Origin of the sequence: Pantoea sp. CFSAN033090, assembly GCF_001264395.1 — a bacterium.
GTDB lineage: Bacteria > Pseudomonadota > Gammaproteobacteria > Enterobacterales > Enterobacteriaceae > Pantoea > Pantoea agglomerans.
On sequence record NZ_LGYX01000007.1, the window covers coordinates 126708 to 149026 of the forward strand.

Sequence of the window (22319 nt, forward strand, 5' to 3'; positions counted from 1 at the left end):
ATTAGCTCCTGATTACTTCGCTTGCAGACGGAATGCGTCAATCAATTCAATAAAGTGGTCAAACAGCGGCGCAGCATCGCCTGGGCCCGGGCTCGCTTCCGGGTGTCCCTGGAAGCTGAATGCGGGCTTGTCAGTGCGGTGAATGCCCTGCACGGTTTTATCGAACAACGAAATGTGAGTTACACGCAGGTTAGCGGGAAGATTGTTCTCATCAACCGCAAAACCGTGGTTCTGCGCGGTGATCATCACGCGATTGTTATCGAGATCTTTCACCGGATGGTTGCCACCGTGGTGACCCAGTTTCATCTTCACGGTCTTAGCCCCGCTGGCCAGCGCCAGCAGCTGATGACCCAGACAGATTCCGAACACCGGGATCTCTGTTTTCAGGAAGGCCTGAATCGCACTGATGGCGTAGTCGCATGGCTCCGGGTCGCCAGGACCGTTAGAGAGGAAGATGCCATCCGGATTAAGCTTCAGTACTTCTTCGGCAGGCGTCTGTGCCGGAACGACGGTCAGACGACAGCCGCGATCGACCAGCATCCGCAGAATGTTGCGCTTGGCACCGTAATCGTAAGCCACCACATGGTAAGGCAGTGATTCAGCGTCGGCCTGCTCTGGCAGCCCTCCCTCCAGCGTCCAGCTGCCCTGCTGCCAGCTGTAGGTCTCAGTGGTGCAGACCTCTTTCGCCAAATCCATCCCTTTCAGTCCCGGGAACGCCTGAGCTTTTTGCAGCGCCAGCGCGGCATCCGGATTATCGCCCGCAATGATGCAGCCGTTTTGTGCACCTTTCTCACGCAGCAAGCGCGTCAGCTTGCGGGTATCGATATCGGCAATCGCCACGATGTTGTTGCGCTGCAGGTAGGCGGATAAGCCCTCTTCACTACGGAAGTTGCTGGCAATCAGCGGCAGGTCACGGATAACCAGGCCCTGCGCATGAATCTGGCTGGATTCTTCGTCGGCGGTATTGGTTCCGACATTACCGATATGGGGATAAGTGAGAGTAACGATTTGGCGGGAATAGGAAGGATCAGTGAGGATTTCTTGATAACCGGTCATTGAGGTATTGAAAACGACTTCTCCCACTGCCGACCCTGTTGCCCCGATGGCCCGACCGTGGAATTGGGTTCCGTCTTCCAGAACCAAGAGCGCTGACTTAATCAAAACATCCTCCAGGGAATAAACAGTCACAATATCTGCATATTAATTCAAAATAGCCGCCTGAATCAATGCAAAAACCGCCTGAATTGGCGATTTTTGGCAAATTGCGCGCATTCTAATGATCGCCCTGGCCATTGTCTACCCTGCGGCGGGATTTTTTCACCCTTATCTGCCTTCTGAGGAAAATAACGGGCATAAGCAGCAAAAAGAGAGGAAAACTCGGCGGAATAATCGTTTGCCAGGCAGCGTAAAAGCAAAACAGAAGCAGCGCGGCCTTTATTTTTGACCAAATGGTCAAAAATAGCATCCGGCAGAGCAAATAAATGAAGAAAACAGGAAAAAACAGAAGTCAGAGGTAAATTTATATCTGGAAGGCATATTTCAGATAAAATTAAGGGCAATGAAAACATTGCCCCTTTTCAATCAAGCGATTATCGATTGAAACAACCACATCACGATGGTTAACAACACTCACAACATCGACAAATCCAGCACATCACGCATGTCAAACAGGCCAGATTTCTTATCTTTCAACCATAAAGCGGACTTAACCGCGCCATTTGCAAAGGTCATACGGCTTGAAGCCTTGTGGGTTATCTCTACGCGCTCGCCAATATCTGCAAACATCGCAGTATGCTCACCGACGATGTCACCCGCGCGTACTGTCGCAAAACCGATGCTCTGCGGCTGGCGTTCGCCGGTGTGGCCCTCACGCGTATAGACCGCATGCTCATCCAGTTTCCACTGCATCGCATCGGCAATCGCCTCACCCATCGCCAGCGCGGTTCCGGAGGGCGCATCAACTTTATGGCGGTGGTGCGCTTCAACGATCTCAATATCCGCGTACTCCCCCATCACTTTGGCAGCCTTCTCCAGCAGCTTCAGCACCAGGTTAACCCCCACGCTGAAGTTAGCGGCGAACACAATAGGGATATCTTCCGCAGCGGCCCGAATGGCCGCTTTGCCTGCTTCATCAAAACCGGTGGTGCCGATCACCATCGCTTTGCCCTGCTCACGGCAGATCGCCATATACTCCAGCGTGCCTTCCGGGCGGGTGAAGTCGACCAGCACATCAAAATCGTTAATCACCGCGCGTAAATCGTCAGCGATGATGATGCCATTTTTTCCGATGCCCGCTAATTCACCAGCGTCGCTGCCGGTCAGCGATGAGCCTGGGCGAGCCAGTGCCGCACCCAGTTCTGCGCCTTCTGCCTGCTGCGTCGCCTGAATCAGATTACGGCCCATACGGCCCGGCGCGCCCACAATAGCAATGCGGATTGTGTTCATATTTATTCATTCCTAAAACAAAACTATGCATCCAAAGCGTCATCAGGTTAACGATGAGTTAACAGTCACGCCACTATTAATCCGTGATAATAAGAATTTTATGCCAGCCGCCCGTGATTATCAGTAAAAGCAATCACCACAGCAAATAACGACTTTTTTTGTCAGATTCAAAAAACAAAAAAGGCCGAACAGAGTCGGCCTTTTTATCAGTAATATCGCAGAGTTACTGCACGTTACGCACTTCGACACGCAGCTCTTTGGGCACTTCGAAGACAATATTCTCTTCACGGCCAATCAGCTCAATTGCCGCTTCGCCGCCCAGTTCACGCAGCCGCTGGATCACCTGCTGCACCAGAATATCGGGCGCTGACGCGCCTGCGGTGACGCCGATGCAGGCCACGCCTTTTACCCACTCTTCCTGAATATCATCCGCAGAGTCGATCAGCTTCGCCAGCTTACCGGCACGCTGAGCCAGCTCAGCCAGACGGTTAGAGTTAGAGGAGTTCTTCGACCCCACCACCAGCACCACTTCCGCATCTTTAGCCAGAGTACGAACCGCTTCCTGACGGTTGGTGGTGGCGTAGCAGATATCATCTTTACGCGGCCCGATAATTGCCGGGAAGCGCTGGCGCAGAGCATCAATGATGTCAGAGGTGTCGTCCACAGAGAGCGTGGTCTGCGTCATGAAGCTCAGATTGTTTTCGTCTTTTACTGTCAGTCTGAAGACATCTTCCGGTGACTCCACCAGATACATGCCGCCATTAGGGTTGTTGTACTGCCCCATGGTGCCTTCGACTTCCGGATGACCTGCATGACCAATCAGTATTGCCTCAACGCCTTTACGGCTGGCGCGTGCCACTTCCATATGCACCTTGGTCACCAGCGGACAGGTGGCGTCAAACAGCATGGTCAGATTGCGCGCTTTGGCTTCGGCACGCACTGCCTGAGAAACACCGTGCGCAGAGAAGATCAGAATCGCGTTATCCGGCACTTCACTGATCTCTTCAATGAAGATGGCACCACGCTCACGCAGGCTGTTTACCACGTAACGGTTATGCACCACTTCGTGACGGACATAGATTGGCGCGCCATACATCTCCAGCGCGCGCTCAACAATACTGATGGCACGATCAACGCCAGCGCAGAAGCCGCGCGGATTAGCTAACAGGATTTGCATCGTTGGCCTCCAGTGCGGGATCGATTTCCAGCACCTCTACATCAAACTGAATACGACGACCTGCCAGCGGATGATTGAAATCCACGGTGATAGAGTCACCAGAGATTTCACGGATCACGCCAGGCATTTCACTGCCGCCCATGCCGCTGAACAGCATGATGGCTCCCACTTCCGGCTCACCCGCATCGATAAAGTCCCGACGCGAGAAATACTGGATCAGGTCAGGGCTGACGCCGCCAAAGGCGTCGTCCGGTTCCAGGGTAAACTGTTTAGTTTCACCCGCTTTCAGCCCCAGCAGTGCCTGCTCAAGTGCCGCAGAGAGGCTGCCATCACCGAGACGGAACAGCGCGGGCTTGCCGTTTGCACGGGTCGATTCCGCCGTCGAGCCATCTTCCAGCTTCAGCGTAAAATGCACCAACACCGCGCTTTCGCGCTGTACGGACTCAGTCATCACTTACCCTTTCTGTTTAGCCTGTTTGCCGTTCGGGCTGAAAAAGCCCTCCAGCACCACCAATGCAGCACCGATACAGATGCCGCAGTCAGCGATATTAAATGTAGCGAAGTGCCAGTTACCGACATAGAAATCGATAAAATCGACCACAAAGCCATGGTATGAGCGATCAAACAGATTGCCTATCGCGCCGCCGATGATCAGGGCATACGCGATGTTAGCGATCTTCTGACTGGCATGATTACGATACATCATCACGACCAGTGAGATCACGATAGCCAGCGCAATACCGGCAAAGAACCAGCGCTGCCAGCCGCCTTTGTCCGCCAGGAAACTGAACGCCGCGCCGTAGTTGTGCGCGTAGAACAGGTTCAGGTAGGGCATCAGTGGCTGGGTTTCATGCAGCATCATGTTGTTCATCACCCACTGCTTACTGGCGAAGTCGACAACAATCACCACCAGCACCAGCCACAGCCAGCGCAATCCGGTTGATAAAATAGGTTTACGCATCAGGCAAATTCACGCTGTTCGCCGTCACCGGCTACGTTAGTGTAACAACGACCACAGACCTCAGCATGCTCAGGATTCTGTCCGACGTCGGTAGTGTAATGCCAGCAGCGCTGACATTTCTCGCCTTCCGCCTTGTGCAGCGCGATTTTCAGACCTTTCAGCAGCTCACTCTGCTGCGCTTCGTCGTTCGCCAGGGCGTAATCAGCCACCTGTGCGCCAGAGGTCAGCAGCACAAAGCGCAGCTCATTACCCAGCGCCTGCAGTTTAGCCGCCAGCTCCGGATCGGCATAGAGCGTTACCGTTGCTTCCAGTGCGCCACCGATACGTTTATCCGCACGCGCCTGCTCGATCACCTTGTTCACTTCGCCACGCACTTTCAGCAGCTCAGCCCAGTAGGCGTCATTCAGCGCTTCATCTTCAGCCAGGCCAAACAGCCCCTGATACCACTCTTCGGTGAAGACATACTGCGCACGTTCGCCCGGCAGGTAGCCCCAGATCTCATCCGCCGTAAAGGACATGATCGGTGCCATCCAGCGTACCAGCGCTTCGACGATATGCCACAGCGCGGTCTGGCAGCTGCGACGCGCCAGGCCATCGCCTTTCGCGGTGTACTGACGATCCTTGATGATGTCGAGATAGAAGCTGCCCATCTCAATTGAGCAGAACTGCATCAGTCGCTGGATCACTTCGTGGAAATCGTAGTTCTCGTAAGAGGCAACGATATCGGCCTGTGCCGCCTGAGCGCGACCGACGGCCCAGCGATCCACCACCACCATCTCTTCCGGTTTCACCAGATCGGTCGCCGGGTTAAAGCCGCTGAGGTTAGCCAGCAGGAAACGCGCGGTGTTACGGATGCGGCGATAGGCATCGGCAGAACGTTTAAGGATCTCATCGGAGACCGCCATTTCGCCCGAGTAGTCGGTTGATGCCACCCACAGGCGCAGAATATCGGCGCCCAGTTTGTTCATCACATCCTGCGGCGCAACCGTGTTACCGATCGATTTCGACATCTTGCGGCCCTGACCATCCACGGTGAAACCGTGCGTCAGTACCTGACGATAAGGCGCTTTGCCCTTCATCGCCGTGGAGATCATCAGCGAGGACATAAACCAGCCGCGATGCTGATCGGACCCTTCCAGATAAAGGTCAGGCGCATGTCCGCCAAATTCCGGACGCGCATCAACCACGGAATAGCTGGTTGAACCGGAGTCAAACCAGACATCCAGCGTATCCGGCACTTTTACGTAATGATCGGCATCGTCGCCCATCAGCTCGCGCGGATCGAGATCCCACCAGGCCTGAATCCCCTCCTGCTCAACGCGCTGCGCCACTTTTTCCATCAGCGCCAGCGTGTCCGGGTGCAGCTCTTCGCTCTCTTTATGAACGAACAGCGCCATCGGTACGCCCCAGGTACGCTGACGAGAGATACACCAGTCAGGACGGTTCGCCACCATCGATTCGATACGCGCCTGGCCCCAGTCCGGGATCCACTGCACGCCTTTGATCTCCTTCAGCGACTGCGCACGCAATCCTTTCTGATCCATGCTGATGAACCATTGCGGCGTGGCGCGGAAGATGATCGGCGTTTTATGGCGCCAGCAGTGCGGGTAGCTGTGCAGCAGTTTCTCAACGTGCAGCAGCGCGCCCTTCTCTTTCAGCAGCTCAACGATCATGTCGTTGGCTTTAAAGACATTGACCCCATCCAGCGTTGGATAGGTGCCTGGCAGATAGCGGCCATCCGGTCCGACCGGATTGGCGGTTTCGATGCCATATTTCTGACCGATAACATAGTCATCCGGGCCGTGGCCAGGTGCCGTGTGGACTGCACCGGTACCCGCTTCCAGGGTGACGTGATCGCCCAGTACCACCAGCGACTCAAGCGCCAGGAACGGATGCTGGAATTTCTGCAGCTCCAGCGCCGCGCCTTTACATTCGCCCAGTACCTGCCATTCGCTGACGCCCGCGCGCTTCATCACGCTCTCGACCAGATCTTTTGCCAGGATCAGCGCGCGACCGTCGATCTGCAGCAGCTGATACTCAAATTCCGCGTTTAACGAGATGGCACGGTTAGCCGGCAGCGTCCACGGTGTCGTCGTCCAGATCACCAGTGAAATCGGACCATTAACCTGTGCCACACCAAACGCCTGACGCACCGCGTCGGCATCAATGGCGTTGAACATCACATCAATCGACGGTGACGTTTTGTCGTAATACTCCACTTCCGCTTCTGCTAAGGCAGAACGGCAATCCAGACACCAGTGCACGGGCTTCGCGCCTTTGTGCAGGTGGCCGTTGCCGATGATTTTACTCAGCGCACGAATGATGTTGGCTTCGGTACCGAAATCCATGGTCAGGTAAGGACGATCCCAGTCGCCCAGCACGCCCAGACGGATAAAGTCTGCCTTCTGGCCTTCAACCTGTTCCGCGGCGTATTTGCGGCACGCTTCGCGGAATTCAGCAGCGGTGACTTTCTCGCCTGGCTTGCCGATCATCTGCTCAACTTTGTGTTCGATTGGCAGACCGTGACAGTCCCAGCCCGGCACATACGGCGAGTCATAACCCGCCATGCCTTTCGACTTAACGATAATGTCTTTCAGAATCTTGTTAACGGAGTGACCAATATGAATGCTGCCGTTCGCATACGGAGGGCCATCATGCAGGATAAAGGTTTTTTTCCCTTTTTTGGCTTCGCGGATGATGCCGTACAGGTTGTCGGCATACCAGCGTTGCAACATTCCCGGTTCGCGTTTGGCCAGATCGCCACGCATCGGGAATCCCGTTTCCGGCAAATTCAGGGTAGATTTATAGTCACTCATCAGATTCTCGATTCCGTTTTTCGCTCAGGTTAAAGCAGCCCAAAGAACTGCCGGGCCGTTACCACATCGTTCGCAATTTGTTCTTTCAACGCCTCCAGTGAGGCAAAGCGCTGCTCGTTTCGTATTTTCTGTTTCAGCACCACATCAATGTGACGACCATAGAGATCCATATTGATGTCGAGCAGGTGAACTTCAAGCTGCTGGCGTAAACCTTTTACGGTCGGACGGGTGCCGATATTGGCGACACCTGGCAGTGGCTCGGGCGTCAGACCCCGTACCTCTACCGCATAAACCCCTTTCACTGGCGAGACGCTGCGGCGTAAAGGGAGGTTCGCCGTGGGGAAACCCAGCGTGCGTCCCAGTGCATCACCGTGCACAACGCGGCCGGAAATAGTGAAAGGGTGACCAAGCAGCGACTGCGCCAGCGCTAAATCATCCACGGCCAGCGCCTGACGCACGGCAGTACTGCTGATTCGCTTACCGCCATCACAGAAGGTTTCGGTGCTGACGACCTCAAAGCCGTACTCCGCACCGGCTTTCTGTAATAACAGGAAATCACCCTGGCGACCAGCGCCGAAGCGGAAATCATCGCCTACCGCAAGGTACTTTACGTCCAGCTTTTCGACTAACAGGTCACTGATAAAACGCTGGGCGGACAGGGCCGCAAAGCGACGGTCGAACCGCACGCACAACACTTTATCGACGCCGGCTTCCGCCATGTATCGCAGTTTTTCACGCAGACGCGTCAGACGAGCCGGCGCTTTGTCACCGGCAAACAGCTCCAGCGGCTGTGGCTCAAAAACCATGACCACCACCGGCAGATTGCGCTTACGTCCCTCTTCACACAGCCGCGACATCAGCGCCTGATGCCCACGGTGCACGCCATCGAAATTACCAATGGTCAGAACGCAGCCGCGATGCTGCTCGTTAAGATTATGAATACCGCGGATAAACTTCATGGCTGGCCCAAACCGGTGGAAATCGGCGGATTATACCCTTGAAAGCGACTCAGGTTAACCCGTCAGCACGCCTTTCATGCTTTAGGCGCTGCATTTCCTGTTGCAGAAGCGCATGTTAAGAATTTTGTCGCGAAATACTGTATTCAGCGAGGGGAAGCTGGTAGAATCCTGCGCCATCAAATACGTAACCGAGTGCCGCTCTCAGGGCGACGCTTATTTGCACAAATCCATTGACAAAATCAGGTTAGAAGGGCATAGTCCTCGGCCTTTGATTTGTCTCTATAGAACACATTTGGGAGTTGTACCTTGGCTAATATCAAATCAGCTAAGAAACGCGCCGTAACATCTGAGAAACGCCGTAAGCATAACGCTAGCCGCCGCTCTATGATGCGTACCTTCGTTAAGAAAGTATACGCGGCGATCGCTTCAGGCGACAAAGCTGCTGCGCAGAACGCATTCAATGAAATGCAACCACTCGTGGACCGTCAGGCTGCTAAAGGTCTGATCCACAAGAACAAAGCTGCACGTTATAAGTCTAACCTGACTGCACAGATCAACAAACTGGCTTAATCGCCTGTTGTTAATCGCTTTGTTAAAAAAGCCGGCGCTTACGCCGGTTTTTTTTCGTCTGTACCCTGGCGGGGAAAGAGTTCGCTGAAGTCTGCGTGACAGAGTCGCTGCACCGCCGGATGCTGAATCATCCGCTCCGCGAAGAGTATGTGATACTCCTCTGATACCGCGTCGAGCCGCCCGACTTCATATATCCCCTCACGTTGACCCATCTCCAGCAAAGGCGCGACAAAAATCGCATTCTGTCGCGCACCAAACGCCGTCATCAGTGCCGCATCATCAAACTCACCCAGAATCTCCACCTGCAGCCCCTGGGTGCTGATCCAGTTGAGGATTTTGCGCCCCAGCATGGAGCGGCGCCCCGGAATCAGCAGGGGACGCGTCTCCAGGCAGGCCGGAAAAGAGAGATCGCTGAGCGGCTGGGTTGACCAGAAGCTGATCGGGCATTCCCCCAGCTTCACCGAAAACAGCCCTTCCTGTTGGGTGGGGTCGATGGAGCAGTCAGAGATAATCATATCCAGCTTATGCTGACTGAGCTGCTCCAGCAGCATTTCGTGGGTCGATTCAAAACAGCGCAGATGAATTTTCTCCTCTGCGACCACCGCCGTCTCCAGCACTTTGCTGACCAGCTGCTTTGAGAGCGCATCTGCCACGCCAACATCCAGTAGCAGATGAGACTCTTTGCGGTAATTCACAATATCCAGCATCTCCTGACTCAGCATAAACATGCGGTCAGCATAGCGAAAAACCAGCTGCCCTAGTTCAGTCGGTACCAGGCCCCGTCCCTGACGCCGGAACAGCTTGCCCTGCAGGCGCTCCTCCAGTGCCTTAATCTGCCCGGTAATGGTCTGTGGCGTCAGGGAGAGTGCCTCTGCTGCCGCCGTAATTGATCCCGCACGGCAGGCGTGCCAGAAGTAGTAGAGATGATTGAAATTGAGCTGATTCATAGAAAAAAGGAGGCTTGCGCCTCCTCTCCATTAACGCAGTTTAATTCGCAGCAGCGTATAGCCGATGACGGCTGAAAGCAGAGAGCCGGTCAGTATGCCCAGTTTAGAAAAGGTCACCAGCTGTTCATGCGCGGCATCAAAGGCCAGCGAACTGATAAAAATTGACATAGTGAAGCCAATTCCGCACAGCACACCAATCGCCATAATATCGCGTATGGTTGTGCCGTTGGGTAATACTGCCAGCCGCAGTTTTACCGCCAGCCAGCAGAAGAGCGTAATGCCTAATGGCTTACCGATTAACAGGCCGAAGATGATGCCTGACGGTTCAGGCGAGAGGACATCACTCAGCGTAATGCCAGCAAGTGAGATACCGGCATTAGCAAAGGCAAACAGCGGCAGAATCATCCAGTTCACCCACGGCATCAGACCATGCGCCAGATGTTCCGCTGGAGAGTGCCCCTCTTTCTTCTCCAGAGGCACGAAGAAGCCCACAATGACGCCAGCCAGGGTTGCGTGGACGCCCGACTTCAGCACGGCGGTCCAGAGTATGATACCCACCAGTATGTAGACTGAGATTCTACGGACGTTAAAGCGGTTCAGGAGTGCCAGCACGACAATTGCGCCAGCAGCCACGCACAGGGAGAGCACTGAGAGGTCACTGGTATAGAACAGAGCGATAATCACAATGGCACCCAGGTCATCAATAATCGCCAGTGCCATCAGAAAGACTTTCAGCGCAACGGGAACACGGCTGCCCAGAAGGGCCAGCACACCCAGCGCAAAAGCGATATCGGTTGCGGTGGGAATGGCCCAGCCGTTGCGTGCAATCTCATCACCATGGTTGAAAAACAGGAAGATCAGAGCGGGTAACGCCATGCCGCCTATTGCCGCGATGACCGGGAAGATAGCCTTGTCACGGCTGGCAAGTTCGCCGACCATCAACTCACGCTTAACTTCCAGGCCAATAACCAGAAAGAAAAGCGCCATCAGCGCATCGTTGATCCACAACAGCAAGTTTTTGCTGATATCCAGCGCCCCGAAGCGGATTTGTACCGGTTCATTCAGCAAAGCCTGGTAACCCTGGGCGGTAGCGGCAGTATTGGCGAGGATCATCGCCGCGACCGCCGCCACGATCAACATCACGCCATTGCTGGCATCACTTTCAATAAAACTTTTTAGCAGATTTTTTAATTTGCGCGGCTTGTTCAACGTTCATCTTCCTGAGCAGAGACAGAATGTTAAACAGTGTAACGATTCATATAGTTCGTTAAAAGCAGCTTATACCGCGCTATTTGCTCGGTTTCGCCGAGCAGTAGCAGCAGTAAACGTCGGCTTTTTTATGAGTGCTGCGGTGAGGGAGAGATAATGCAGCCATCACAGGCAGGGGATTTAAAGTAAAAAAAAGCGGAGCCGGGGCTCCAATGCTGGTCAGTTAAGATTAGATTTGTAAAGGCTGTCACGGTCAAACGTGGCAGCTTTTTTTCCGGGCGAGCGAGCCGCAGTGCGGGCCTGAGCACCTCTGCTGCTGCCGGGCCGTCCTCGCGCCGCTCACGCGGTACCTTCGGCTTTGACGGCGTGCCGACGAACCGTTCGGGGATCGGCCCTCCCTGGCCGGCCCCGAACTGTCCACGCTTCCCGGCGTGGACTTCTGGCCCACCGTCACGCCTCAGCGCTGCGGATAGCCCTTTCAGCAGCAGAGGCGCTCAGGCCTCCACTCTCGTGCCCTTTTTAACACTACACACTGAAGTTTCAGAGCAGGCTGGGGTCGGGCAGGGGCAGGTAATCCGCAGCGCTGAACAGAATGAGTCTGCCAGGAGAGCCCGCAGGACGCGGGCGAAAGGCGGGGCGGCACAGGATGTGCCATCCCCGCCGGTCCGTCAGGCAGAGGAATGAAGTGAAGGAACCGCGCAGCGGCGCGAGGACCGCCAGCCCCTGCGCGGCACCAGACTGCGTTATCACCTGTCGCTTAACTGACTGGCATCAGAGCCGGGGCTCCGCTTTTTATCAGGCAGACTTAACGAGTCAGATCATCAAAGAATTTTTTCACGCCGTCGAAAAAGCTCTTGGAGCGTGGGCTGTTATGCTCGCCGCTCGGGCCGCCAAAACTCTCTTCCAGTTCACGCAACAGCGCTTTCTGTTTCTCATTCAGGCTGACCGGTGTTTCCACCACGACACGACACAGCAGATCGCCGACCGCGCCGCCACGCACAGATTTCACGCCACGTCCGCGCATGCGGAACAGCTTGCCGGTCTGAGTTTCTGACGGCACTTTCAGCTTCACGCGACCATCCAGGGTCGGTACTTCAATCTCACCTCCCAGCGCTGCCATCGCAAAGTTGATCGGCACTTCACAGTAGAGATTGTTCTCTTCACGCTCGAAGATCGGGTGTTTCTTCACCGAGACCTGAACGTAGAGATCGCCTGCTGGTGCGCCCTGCTCGCCCGCTTCGCCTTCGCCGCTCAGACGAATGCGATCGCCGGTGTCGACCCCTGCCGGGATTTTCACTGACAGCGTTTTCGACTTCTCAACACGGCCATGACCATGACAGGCGTTGCACGGATCTTTAATCACCGAGCCGCGACCATGACAGGTCGGACAGGCCTGCTGAACGGTGAAGAAGCCCTGGCGCATCTGCACCTGGCCTGCACCGTGACAGGTTGAACAGGTTTGTGGCTGCGTTCCCGCTTTCGCGCCGCTGCCGTGGCAGACGTCACACTCTTCCAGCGTTGGAATGCGGATCTCTTTGGTCACGCCGCGTACCGCTTCTTCCAGCGACAGCTCCATGTTGTAGCGTAAATCGGCGCCACGGGAGGCGCGCTGACGGCGTCCACCACCAAAGATGTCACCGAACACGTCGCCAAAGATATCGCTGAAGTCTGCGCCGCCGCCACCAAAGCCGCCGCCGCCGTATCCACCGCCACCCATACCGCCCTGTTCAAAGGCTGCATGACCATATTGATCGTAGGCCGCACGCTTCTGCGCATCGGTCAGGATTTCGTACGCTTCCTTGACCTCTTTGAATTTGGCTTCGGCTTCTTTGTCACCGGGATTACGGTCCGGGTGAAATTTCATTGCCAGGCGTTTGTAAGCCTTTTTGATTTCACGCTCGTCCGCGGATTTGGCGACGCCTAAAATCTCGTAGTAATCACTCTTCGCCATGTTTATTTAGCCCTTAACATGATCGCACGGGCGTGGAGAGATCTCCTACGCCCGTGCTGGTTTCAACGGCTGTCAGGCCAACCGTCGCGCCCGGTCAGGGGCAATTATTTCTTGTTGTCTTTCACTTCTTCGAATTCAGCATCGACAACGTCGTCATCTTTCTTCGCTGACGCGTCACCGGCATCCGCTGCACCCGCCTGAGACTGCTGTGCCGCTTCCATCAGTTTGCCGGACACTTCCATCAGCGCCTGCATTTTGGCGTCGATTTCAGCTTTGTCTTCGCCTCTCAGCGCAGTTTCCAGCGCGGCCAGAGCGGCTTCGATTGGCGCTTTGTCATCAGCTGACAGTTTTTCGCCCGCTTCTTCCAGCTGCTTACGCGTGCTGTGGGCAATCTGATCGCCCTGGTTACGCGTCTGTACCAGCTCTTCGAACTTGCGGTCAGATTCAGCGTTCGCTTCCGCATCACGCACCATTTTCTGGATCTCTTCATCGCTCAGACCTGAAGAGGCTTTGATGGTGATTTTCTGCTCTTTACCGCTGTTCTTATCTTTCGCCGACACGTGCAGGATACCATCCGCATCGATGTCGAAGGTCACTTCGATCTGCGGCAGACCGCGTGGCGCGTTCTGGATACCGTCGAGGTTGAACTGGCCCAGTGACTTGTTGTCATTGGCGCGCTTACGCTCACCCTGCAGCACGTGAATGGTCACGGCTGACTGGTTATCTTCAGCAGTCGAGAAGACCTGGCTGTGCTTGGTTGGGATAGTGGTGTTCTTGCTGATCAGCGAAGTCATCACACCACCCATGGTTTCGATACCCAGTGACAGCGGGGTAACGTCCAGCAGCAGCACGTCTTTCACGTCGCCACCCAGTACACCACCCTGAACTGCAGCACCGACCGCGACCGCTTCATCCGGGTTCACGTCTTTACGTGGCTCTTTACCGAAGAACTCAGTCACTTTGGCCTGAACCAGTGGCATACGAGTCTGACCACCCACCAGGATAACGTCGTTGATGTCTGAAACAGACAGTCCGGCGTCCTGCAGCGCAACTTTCAGTGGCGCGATTGAGCGAGCAACCAGATCTTCAACCAGTGACTCCAGTTTAGAGCGGGTCACTTTGATGTTCAGGTGTTTAGGACCGGTCGCATCTGCCGTGATGTATGGCAGGTTAACGTCGGTCTGCTGTGCAGAAGAAAGTTCGATTTTCGCTTTCTCTGCCGCTTCTTTCAGACGCTGCATCGCCAGTGGATCGTTGTGCAGATCGATGCCCTGGTCTTTCTTGAATTCAGCAACCAGATAGTTAATCAGGCGGCTATCGAAGTCTTCACCACCCAGGTGGGTATCACCGTTGGTCGCCAGAACTTCAAAGGTTTTTTCGCCGTCAACTTCGTCGATCTCAATGATTGAGATATCGAAGGTACCGCCACCCAGGTCATAAACCGCGATGGTGCGGTTACCCTGGCCTTTATCCAGACCGTATGCCAGTGCAGCAGCAGTCGGTTCGTTAATGATACGTTTGACTTCCAGACCCGCGATACGGCCGGCGTCTTTGGTCGCCTGACGCTGCGCATCGTTGAAGTAAGCCGGTACGGTAATAACCGCTTCAGTCACTGGCTCACCGAGGTAATCTTCGGCGGTCTTTTTCATTTTCTTCAGCACTTCAGCAGAGATCTGCGGCGGTGCCATTCTCTGACCTTTCACTTCCAGCCATGCGTCGCCGTTGTCAGCGCCGGTAATTTTGTACGGCATGATTTTAATATCACGCTGTACTTCTTCGTCCTGGAAGCGACGACCGATCAGACGCTTAATTGCGAACAGGGTATTCTGCGGGTTGGTCACTGCCTGACGTTTAGCCGGTTGACCGACCAGAATTTCGCCATCCTGTGTATACGCAATAATTGAAGGCGTGGTGCGATCGCCCTCGGCATTTTCCAGCACGCGTGCTTTAGTGCCATCCATGATCGCAACACAAGAGTTGGTTGTACCCAGGTCAATACCAATAATCTTACCCATCTAAACATCTCCCACTTAAATTCGTTGCCAATTTGGGTTGTGAACCTTTTATGTGGGCGGGTTGTTTGCATTCAACTGCCAGCACATGCTTTTTTTCCAACGTTCACAACGCTCGATGACAAGTAAATGGGGCCGCTTCGATGCGCATCAAGGGCTAAACCAAAAAAAAATTTTTACCTTTGGCCCTGTCGGGATCAAAGAACGCTGCCACAACGCTGAATATGATGCGTCGCCTTGTTCCCCTCAGGGAGCAGGACGAAATCCGTTTATTACATCAACGATCATTTTACTGCCGAGGAACTATGGCAAATTCAACGCTGGCTAACCCTGCCCCGCTGGGATTAATGGGATTTGGCATGACGACCATTTTGCTGAACCTGCACAACACGGGCCTGTTTGCCATGGACGTGGCGATTTTAGCCATGGGCATTTTTTATGGCGGAATTGCGCAGGTGCTGGCCGGTCTGCTGGAGTTTAAAAACAACAACACTTTCGGGCTGACCGCCTTTACCTCTTACGGTATGTTCTGGTTAAGCTTTGTGGCGATTCTGCTGTTACCTGAAATGGGTCTGGCAAAAGCGCCTGACGAACGTTTCCTGGGGGCCTGGCTGGCACTGTGGGGCATTTTCACGCTGTTTATGTTCGTCGGTACGCTGAAAGGTGCGCGGATGCTGCAGTTTGTTTTCGGCTCGCTCACGCTGCTGTTTCTGCTGCTGGCCGTGGCTCATCTTATGCACCTGCCGGCGCTGGTGGTCTCCGCGGGCTGGGTCGGGATACTCTGTGGAGTCAGCGCCTGCTATCTGGCGATGGGTGAAGTGCTGAACGAAACCTTTGGCCGCACCATTCTGCCGATTGGCGCGAAATCACTCTAAGCCTGCCTTTACGCATAAAAAAAGACGCGGAGCCAGGCTCCGCGTCCCCGCATTACAAAGAGTTAATCCCCTGCTGCAGGCCAGGCTCGTGGCTGACATCACGCCGCAGCCAGATCCCCGTCAGCAATCCCACCAGCGCCAGCGCCATCACATACCAGCAGGGTGCCATCACTGAGACGTTCATCAGCAGCGACACAAAGATGGGTGTCAGCCCGCCGAAGATCGCATAGGAGAGGTTGTAGGAAAATGAGAGTCCGGTAAAACGCACTTCTGCCGGAAAGGCGCGCACCATCACAAAGGGCACCACGCCGACGATACCGACGCTAAGACCCGCCACGCCATAAAGCAGGAAGAGCTGCTGTGGATAGAGGGCGGTCAGGTGATAAAACTGCCAGCTACAGATCGCCAGCAGCAGGCTGCCGACACACAGCGTACGACTGGCACCAAAGCGATCGGCCGCGAGTCCGGCAATAATGCAGCCAATGCAGAGCATCACGGTGGCGATGCTGTTGGCCTGCAGGGTCAGCGCAGGCGCGATGCCCTGCTGTTTTTGCAGCCAGACCGGCGACATCAGGATCACCACCACGATGCAGGCGGAGAGCAGCCAGGTCAGCAGCATAGAGATGACAATCGACTTTTTATGCTCTGCCAGCACGGTCTTCAGCGGCAGAGTTTCAGCCAGCGCTTTACGCTGCTGCATCTCGATAAACACTGGCGTCTCATGCAGCCAGCGACGCAGGTACATCGCGATCAGCCCGAACACGCCGCCGAGGAAGAACGGGATGCGCCAGCCGCCATCATGGATCGCCTGCTGCGACATTGAGGTATTGATCAGCGTGGCTACCAGCGACCCCAGTAAAATGCCGATAGTCAGCCCGGCCGTCAGCGTGCCGCAGGCGATGCCGATACGTTTATAGGGCACGTGTTCCGCGACAAACACCCAGGCGCCCGGCACTTCACCGCCAATCGCCGCGCCCTGTAACATCCGCATCAGCAGCATCAGCAGTGGCGCAGCAATACCAATCGTCTGCCAGGTGGGTAAAGCGCCCATCATCAGGGTCGGCAGCGCCATCAGCAGAATGCTCAGGCTGAACATCTTTTTGCGCCCGAGCTTATCGCCAAAATGCGCCATCACGATGCCGCCCAGCGGACGAGCCAGATAGCCTGCGGCAAAAATGGCAAACGTCTGCAGCTGACGCAGCCATTCCGGAATATCCGAGGGGAAAAAGAGTTCGCCAATCACGGTGGCGAAGAAGACGAAGATAATGAAGTCGTAGAATTCCAGCGCGCCGCCCAGCGCGGCCAGCGCCAGGGTCTTGTAATCCTTACCGGTCAGACGCTGAGTGTGAGTCGGATTCATAATATTCCAGAGGCAAAAGAGATAAGGTTGTAAAGATCTTATTACTATACCGTCAATCTTTTGCCACACCAGCAAGGCTATAGCTTATGCCTGAAATGGGGAATATTTAGTTATTTATCTCATGTATCGCGCTTTTAGGCCGAAATGCTGCTACTACACTGGAATGCGTTTCGACGTAAGGCCCTTCCAGCAACTGTAAACAATAAGGTACAGATGCAAAGATGCCGTGAACTTTTACGTTGCCCTGCTCATCCTTCAGCCCTTCCAGCGTCTCTTTGATCGACTTCGGCTGACCAGGCAGATTGAGGATCAGCGACTGCTTGCGGATCACCCCGACCTGACGCGACAGAATCGCGGTCGGTACGAACTGCAGGCTGATCTGGCGCATCTGCTCACCAAAACCAGGCATTTCACGATCGGCAACGGCTAAGGTGGCATCGGGCGTGACATCGCGTCGGGCCGGACCGGTGCCGCCGGTGGTTAACACCAGATGGCAAAAACGTTCATCGACCAGTTCGCAAATCGCCTGCTCAATCATCGGCTGCTCGTCGGGCACCAGTCGGGACTCAATCTCAAACGGGCTGCTGATTGCGCTGCCGAGCCAGCTCTCCAGCGCGGGAATACCCTGATCCTGATAAATGCCGTTCGCGGCGCGATCGGAGACCGAGATCAGGCCAATGCGTAATGTATTCATGATTAGCTTCGCTGTGATTTACCGCGGTGCGGTTGGAGTAAAAGGGGAATAGCCGAGAGGATAATATAAAGTGAAAGGGTCGGAAAAGGGAAAACCGTGGCAGCCTGCGCCGCCACGGTCAACAGATTACAGCAGTTCTGCCAGCATCTTCTCAAGTTTGCCCTGATCAACGGCAAAATTGCGGATACCTTCTGCCAGCTTCGCAACCGCCATCGGATCCTGGTTGTGCTGCCACAGGAACTCAGACTCGGTCATGCGGGCCGGACGCGCTTTCACTTCGCCGCTGTAGCTCAGTTTACGCTCCAGGGTGCCTTCGCTCTCCGCCAGCTCTTTCAGCAGCGCAGGAGAAATGGTCAGACGGTCACAGCCAGCCAGCTCGATGATTTCGCCGACGTTACGGAAGCTGGCTCCCATCACCACGGTTTCATAGCCGTGCTGCTTGTAGTAGTTGTAGATTTCAGAAACTGAAACCACGCCTGGATCTTCGTGCGCGGCATACTCTTTCTTGTCAGTATTGGCTTTGTACCAGTCGAGGATACGGCCAACAAACGGAGAGATCAGGAACACGCCCGCTTCGGCACAGGCACGCGCCTGAGCAAAGGAGAACAGCAGCGTCAGGTTACAGTTGATACCCTCTTTTTCCAGCTGCTCTGCAGCACGGATGCCCTGCCAGGTAGAGGCCAGTTTGATCAGGATGCGGTCATTGCTGATACCGGCATCATTGTAGAGTTTGATCAGGCTGCGGGCTTTGGCGATGCTGCCTTCAGTGTCGTAAGAGAGACGCGCATCTACTTCCGTCGAGATGCGGCCTGGGATCAGTTTGAGGATTTCCAGACCAATGTTCACGGCCAGCTTGTCAGAAACCAGCTGCAGCTGCTCTTCTTTGTTGCTGCTCTGATCACGCGCCCAGCCGATCGCTTCATCGATCAGTTTACGGTATTCAGGAATTTGCGCGGCGTTGAGAATCAGAGAAGGGTTGGTGGTGGCGTCTTGTGGCTGATACAGCTTCATGGCTGCAATATCACCGGTGTCGGCGACGACGGTGGTGAGCTGACGCAGGGAGGTAAGTTTGTCCGTCATGTTCTTTTCTCTTAGTTAACTGTCAGTGTGAAAAAAGGCTGTTGCGATAATATCACGCGGCAACGGTGGCGCAAGGTCAGGGAATGCCGTTTACGATAGCGCGAACAAATAGGTGTGATTCGTCATTCTTTGCGGCTTTTTTGGTACACTGCGAAGCCTGATAAGCAGCCAATGCCCTGTTAAACCAGGCATTAACCGAGGAAGCAACTATGTTGATGGTGATCTCTCCCGCCAAGACGCTGGATTATGAAAGCCCGCTGGCGACAACGCGTTTCACCCAGCCTGCGCTGTTAGAAAAGTCACAACAGCTGATTGAAATTGCGCGCGAGCTGTCACCCGCCAGCATCGCCTCGTTAATGGGCATCAGCGATAAACTGGCGCACCTCAATGCCGAGCGCTTTAACAGCTGGCAGCCCGATTTTTCCCCTAAGAATGCCCGTCAGGCTATCCTGGCGTTCAAAGGTGATGTCTACACCGGTTTACAGGCAGAGACCTTCAGCGATCAGGATTTCGATTTTGCTCAGCAGCACCTGCGTATGTTATCAGGCCTGTATGGCGTACTGCGTCCACTCGATTTAATGCAGCCTTACCGTCTGGAGATGGGCATTCGCCTGGCGAATCCGGCGGGCAAAGATCTCTACACCTTCTGGGGCGATCTCATCACTGAAACGCTGAATGCCGCGCTGGCGGAACAGGGCGATGAGGTGCTGATCAACCTCGCCTCGGACGAATATTTCCGGGCGGTTAAGCCGAAGACGCTGCAGGCACAGATGATTAAGCCGGTGTTCCTCGACGAGAAGAATGGCAGTTACAAAGTGATTAGCTTCTATGCCAAAAAGGCGCGTGGATTAATGAGTCGCTATGTGATTCAGCAGCGCCTGACGAAGCCGGAACAGCTTAAGGCGTTTGATCTGGATGGCTATCGTTTTGATGCAGCCAGCAGCAGCGAGAGCGAGCTGGTCTTTAAGCGCGCAGAGCAGTAACACCCCGCGCCCTCTGCTTTCCACAAACAGGCTTCCCGCAACCGGGAAGCCTTTCACAGGTTTACTTCAGCAGAAACGCCCGCAGCGAGGCGAAATCACCCTTCATCTGATGCGACAGCAGCGGCAGGTCGGCGCGCTCCGCTAACTCCGGCGGCAGCGTCAGGGTCTGTTCAAGGATCGCTTCCACACTTTCGCGGAATTTCGCCGGATGCGCGGTTCCCAGGAACACACCATACTCCCCTTCCTGCAGCTGATCGCGCAACAGACGCCAGGCGATGGCGGCATGCGGCTCGGAAATGTAGCCCATCTCAGCCAGTTCACGCATGGCGGCGCGCGTGGTCTCATCCGAGACCGCACCACAGGCCAGATCGGTTAAGCGCCAGGTTTTACGGCGGAACAGCTCTTCCACACGCGGCCAGTTATTAGGCTGGCTGACATCCATGGCATTCGACAGCGTAGAGACCGTCTGGTTTGGCTGCCACTCGCCGTTGCCCAGAAAGCGCGGCACCGTGTCGTTGGCGTTGGTGGCGGCGATAAAACGTTTGATCGGCAGGCCCAGCGATTTCGCCAGCAGACCGGCGGTCAAATCACCAAAGTTGCCGCTCGGCACTGACACCACCAGCTGATTACGTTTTTCCTGAGGCAGCTGTGCGACCGCTTCAAAGTAGTAGCAGATCTGCGCCAGCAGGCGGCTGATGTTGATGGAGTTAGCCGAGTTCAGGCCAATCGCGCGCTTCAGCTCTTCGTCATCAAACGCCTGTTTCACCAGCGACTGGCAGGCATCAAAATCGCCGTCGATAGAGATGGTTTCGATGTTGCCGCCCAGGGTACAGAAGAGTTTCTCCTGCAGCGGACTGATTTTGCCCTGCGGATAGAGGATCACCACGCGCACGTTCTTCATGCCGTAAAAGGCGTGCGCCACGGCCGCGCCGGTATCACCGGAGGTGGCGGTCAGAATGGTGATCTGCTCATCTGAGCCTGAGACATACGACAGCATCTGCGCCATAAAACGGCCGCCGAAATCTTTAAACGCCAGCGTCGGGCCGTGGAACAGCTCCAGACAGGCGATATCTTCGCTGACGGCTTTCACCGGGGCCGGAAAAGCAAAAGCGGCTTTAACACGCTCATGCAGCTGCTGGGCCGGAATCTCGTCACCAATGAAAGCCGAGAGAATTTTGCTGCTGCGGCTGACAAAATCCATCTCCAGCATCGCGTCGATGTCGGTCAGTTCAAACTCCGGCAGTTCCAGCGGAAAGAACAGACCCTGCTGCGAACCCAGACCCTGTTTCACCGCCTGGGCGAAGCTGACCTGCTCGTTGTGATCCTTAAGATTGTAGAGTTTCATGCGTTATCCCAATTGTCGTGCGCCAGCCGTGTCGAGACGGCAGATATGGACGAAGCCTTCATCATTCTGCAGATAGTGCTGGCTCAGCCAGTCAGCCATCCGCTGTGCCGTTTCCATCTGATTGCAAACGGCGAAAAGTGTCGGACCAGAGCCTGAGATACCGCACGCCAGTGCGCCAATATCTTTCGCGGCCTGCCGCGCCTCGGTGAAGCCTGGCAGCAGCCGGGTCCTGTAAGGTTCGGCAATCACATCCTGCATAAGTTTAGCTGCCAGCTGCGGCTGACGCGTATGGCAGGCGTGAATGAAGCCAGCCAGCAAGCGGCCATGCCTGATGCAGTCCTCTTTGCGGTACTGCGCCGGTAAAATGGCGCGCGCTTCTGCGGTTGAGACTTTAATGCCCGGATAGGCCATCACCCACAGCCAGTCATCAAAGCCCGGCACCGCCTGGCTGATAATGTCATTCTCCTGCAGCATCAGCTGAATGCCGCCGAGGAAGCAAGGGGCGACATTATCATAGTGCACGCTGCCGGAGATTCGCCCTTCCAGCTCGCCCATCAGGGTCAGTAACGTACTGTCGCTGAGAGGCTTGCCGCAAAACTCGTTCATCGCCATTAAACCGGCCACCACCGAGCAGGCGCTGGAACCCAGCCCGGAGCCGATGGGCATGTTCTTCTCCAGCGTCATCGCCACCGGGATCGCTTTGCCGATTTCCTGGCAGAAACGCTGCCAGCACTGGTAAACAATATTCTCTTTCGGATCGGCGGGCAGCTTACTGACAAAACGTCCGGCGTTGGTCAGTGAAAACTGCTCTGCCGCTTCTACGGAGACGCAGTCACCCAGCAGGGAGCCATCTACCGGCGAAACCGCCGCGCCCAGCACATCGAAGCCGACGCTGACGTTACCAATCGAGGCCGGTGCGTAAATTTTTACCATGA

The 22319-nt window shown here is 55.2% G+C and carries 20 protein-coding genes; 3 read left to right on the plus strand and 17 right to left on the minus strand.

What is annotated here, in order from left to right:
- Window positions 1-12: 12 nt before the first annotated feature.
- The 8 genes from carA to ribF form a co-directional block, all read right to left on the minus strand.
- The gene (gene carA / locus AFL22_RS07420) at window positions 13-1161 is read right to left on the minus strand and encodes a glutamine-hydrolyzing carbamoyl-phosphate synthase small subunit (RefSeq protein ID WP_033756525.1); all 1149 of its coding nucleotides are present in this window, start codon (window positions 1159-1161) and stop codon (window positions 13-15) included.
- Window positions 1162-1223: 62 nt separating this feature from the next.
- The gene (locus tag AFL22_RS23975) at window positions 1224-1568 is read right to left on the minus strand and encodes a hypothetical protein (RefSeq protein ID WP_156311583.1); all 345 of its coding nucleotides are present in this window, start codon (window positions 1566-1568) and stop codon (window positions 1224-1226) included.
- A 61-nt stretch (window positions 1569-1629) separates the two neighbouring features.
- Window positions 1630-2445: a 4-hydroxy-tetrahydrodipicolinate reductase gene (dapB, locus tag AFL22_RS07425; protein ID WP_010253726.1), complete on the minus strand. Its 816-nt coding sequence runs from the start codon at window positions 2443-2445 to the stop codon at window positions 1630-1632.
- Window positions 2446-2668: 223 nt separating this feature from the next.
- A complete protein-coding gene (gene ispH / locus AFL22_RS07430) occupies window positions 2669-3622 on the minus strand; it encodes a 4-hydroxy-3-methylbut-2-enyl diphosphate reductase (RefSeq protein ID WP_010253724.1) in 954 nt (317 codons plus the stop codon).
- Entirely contained in the window at window positions 3603-4073 is a 471-nt protein-coding gene (gene fkpB / locus AFL22_RS07435) for an FKBP-type peptidyl-prolyl cis-trans isomerase (RefSeq protein WP_010253720.1), read from the minus strand. The genes ispH and fkpB overlap by 20 nt, the downstream gene beginning before the upstream one ends.
- 3 nt (window positions 4074-4076) lie before the next feature.
- Window positions 4077-4583, minus strand: coding sequence for a signal peptidase II (gene lspA / locus AFL22_RS07440; RefSeq protein ID WP_010253719.1), 507 nt, complete (start codon window positions 4581-4583; stop codon window positions 4077-4079).
- Window positions 4583-7399 carry an isoleucine--tRNA ligase gene (ileS, locus tag AFL22_RS07445; RefSeq protein ID WP_010671810.1) on the minus strand — a complete coding sequence of 939 codons (2817 nt, stop codon included), beginning with the start codon at window positions 7397-7399 and terminating at the stop codon, window positions 4583-4585. Before ileS ends, lspA begins: the two co-directional genes overlap by 1 nt.
- Window positions 7400-7428: 29 nt before the next feature.
- Window positions 7429-8358, minus strand: coding sequence for a bifunctional riboflavin kinase/FAD synthetase (gene ribF / locus AFL22_RS07450; protein WP_010253714.1), 930 nt, complete (start codon window positions 8356-8358; stop codon window positions 7429-7431).
- Window positions 8359-8664: 306 nt separating this feature from the next.
- Here ribF and rpsT point away from each other — a divergent pair, with 306 nt between their 5' ends.
- Window positions 8665-8928 carry a 30S ribosomal protein S20 gene (gene rpsT / locus AFL22_RS07455; protein WP_008925553.1) on the plus strand — a complete coding sequence of 88 codons (264 nt, stop codon included), beginning with the start codon at window positions 8665-8667 and terminating at the stop codon, window positions 8926-8928.
- Window positions 8929-8966: 38 nt separating this feature from the next.
- On the opposite strand, the gene nhaR is transcribed toward rpsT, so the two are convergent.
- From nhaR to dnaK, 4 genes are all read right to left on the minus strand, one after another.
- Window positions 8967-9875 (minus strand): transcriptional activator NhaR, encoded by a 909-nt coding sequence (gene nhaR / locus AFL22_RS07460; RefSeq protein ID WP_045140782.1) that lies wholly within the window; start codon window positions 9873-9875, stop codon window positions 8967-8969.
- A 30-nt stretch (window positions 9876-9905) separates the two neighbouring features.
- Complete coding sequence (gene nhaA, locus AFL22_RS07465) at window positions 9906-11084, minus strand: Na+/H+ antiporter NhaA (RefSeq protein WP_052271119.1); 1179 nt, start codon at window positions 11082-11084, stop codon at window positions 9906-9908.
- An 805-nt stretch (window positions 11085-11889) separates the two neighbouring features.
- The gene (gene dnaJ / locus AFL22_RS07470; protein ID WP_010253699.1) at window positions 11890-13035 is read right to left on the minus strand and encodes a molecular chaperone DnaJ; all 1146 of its coding nucleotides are present in this window, start codon (window positions 13033-13035) and stop codon (window positions 11890-11892) included.
- 104 nt (window positions 13036-13139) lie between these two features.
- A complete protein-coding gene (gene dnaK / locus AFL22_RS07475; RefSeq protein WP_052271120.1) occupies window positions 13140-15050 on the minus strand; it encodes a molecular chaperone DnaK in 1911 nt (636 codons plus the stop codon).
- A gap of 302 nt (window positions 15051-15352) precedes the next feature.
- On the opposite strand from dnaK, the gene satP reads away from it, so the two are divergent.
- On the plus strand, window positions 15353-15922 hold the full coding sequence (gene satP / locus AFL22_RS07480) for an acetate uptake transporter (protein WP_052271121.1): 570 nt from the start codon (window positions 15353-15355) through the stop codon (window positions 15920-15922).
- 52 nt (window positions 15923-15974) lie between these two features.
- Here satP and AFL22_RS07485 read toward each other — a convergent pair whose 3' ends face one another.
- From AFL22_RS07485 to tal, 3 genes are all read right to left on the minus strand, one after another.
- Window positions 15975-17282, minus strand: coding sequence for an MFS transporter (locus tag AFL22_RS07485; protein WP_052271122.1), 1308 nt, complete (start codon window positions 17280-17282; stop codon window positions 15975-15977).
- A gap of 106 nt (window positions 17283-17388) precedes the next feature.
- Window positions 17389-17976: a molybdopterin adenylyltransferase gene (mog, locus tag AFL22_RS07490; RefSeq protein ID WP_052271123.1), complete on the minus strand. Its 588-nt coding sequence runs from the start codon at window positions 17974-17976 to the stop codon at window positions 17389-17391.
- A gap of 126 nt (window positions 17977-18102) precedes the next feature.
- Entirely contained in the window at window positions 18103-19056 is a 954-nt protein-coding gene (tal, locus tag AFL22_RS07495) for a transaldolase (RefSeq protein WP_010253690.1), read from the minus strand.
- A gap of 209 nt (window positions 19057-19265) precedes the next feature.
- Between tal and yaaA the strand changes: the two genes are divergently transcribed.
- Window positions 19266-20039 carry a peroxide stress protein YaaA gene (gene yaaA, locus AFL22_RS07500; RefSeq protein WP_022625385.1) on the plus strand — a complete coding sequence of 258 codons (774 nt, stop codon included), beginning with the start codon at window positions 19266-19268 and terminating at the stop codon, window positions 20037-20039.
- A gap of 61 nt (window positions 20040-20100) precedes the next feature.
- Here yaaA and thrC read toward each other — a convergent pair whose 3' ends face one another.
- Together thrC and thrB are read right to left on the minus strand one after the other, a co-directional pair.
- Complete coding sequence (gene thrC / locus AFL22_RS07505) at window positions 20101-21384, minus strand: threonine synthase (RefSeq protein WP_010671693.1); 1284 nt, start codon at window positions 21382-21384, stop codon at window positions 20101-20103.
- Between the two features lie 3 nt (window positions 21385-21387).
- Window positions 21388-22317 carry a homoserine kinase gene (thrB, locus tag AFL22_RS07510; RefSeq protein WP_010671694.1) on the minus strand — a complete coding sequence of 310 codons (930 nt, stop codon included), beginning with the start codon at window positions 22315-22317 and terminating at the stop codon, window positions 21388-21390.
- Window positions 22318-22319: the final 2 nt, after the last annotated feature.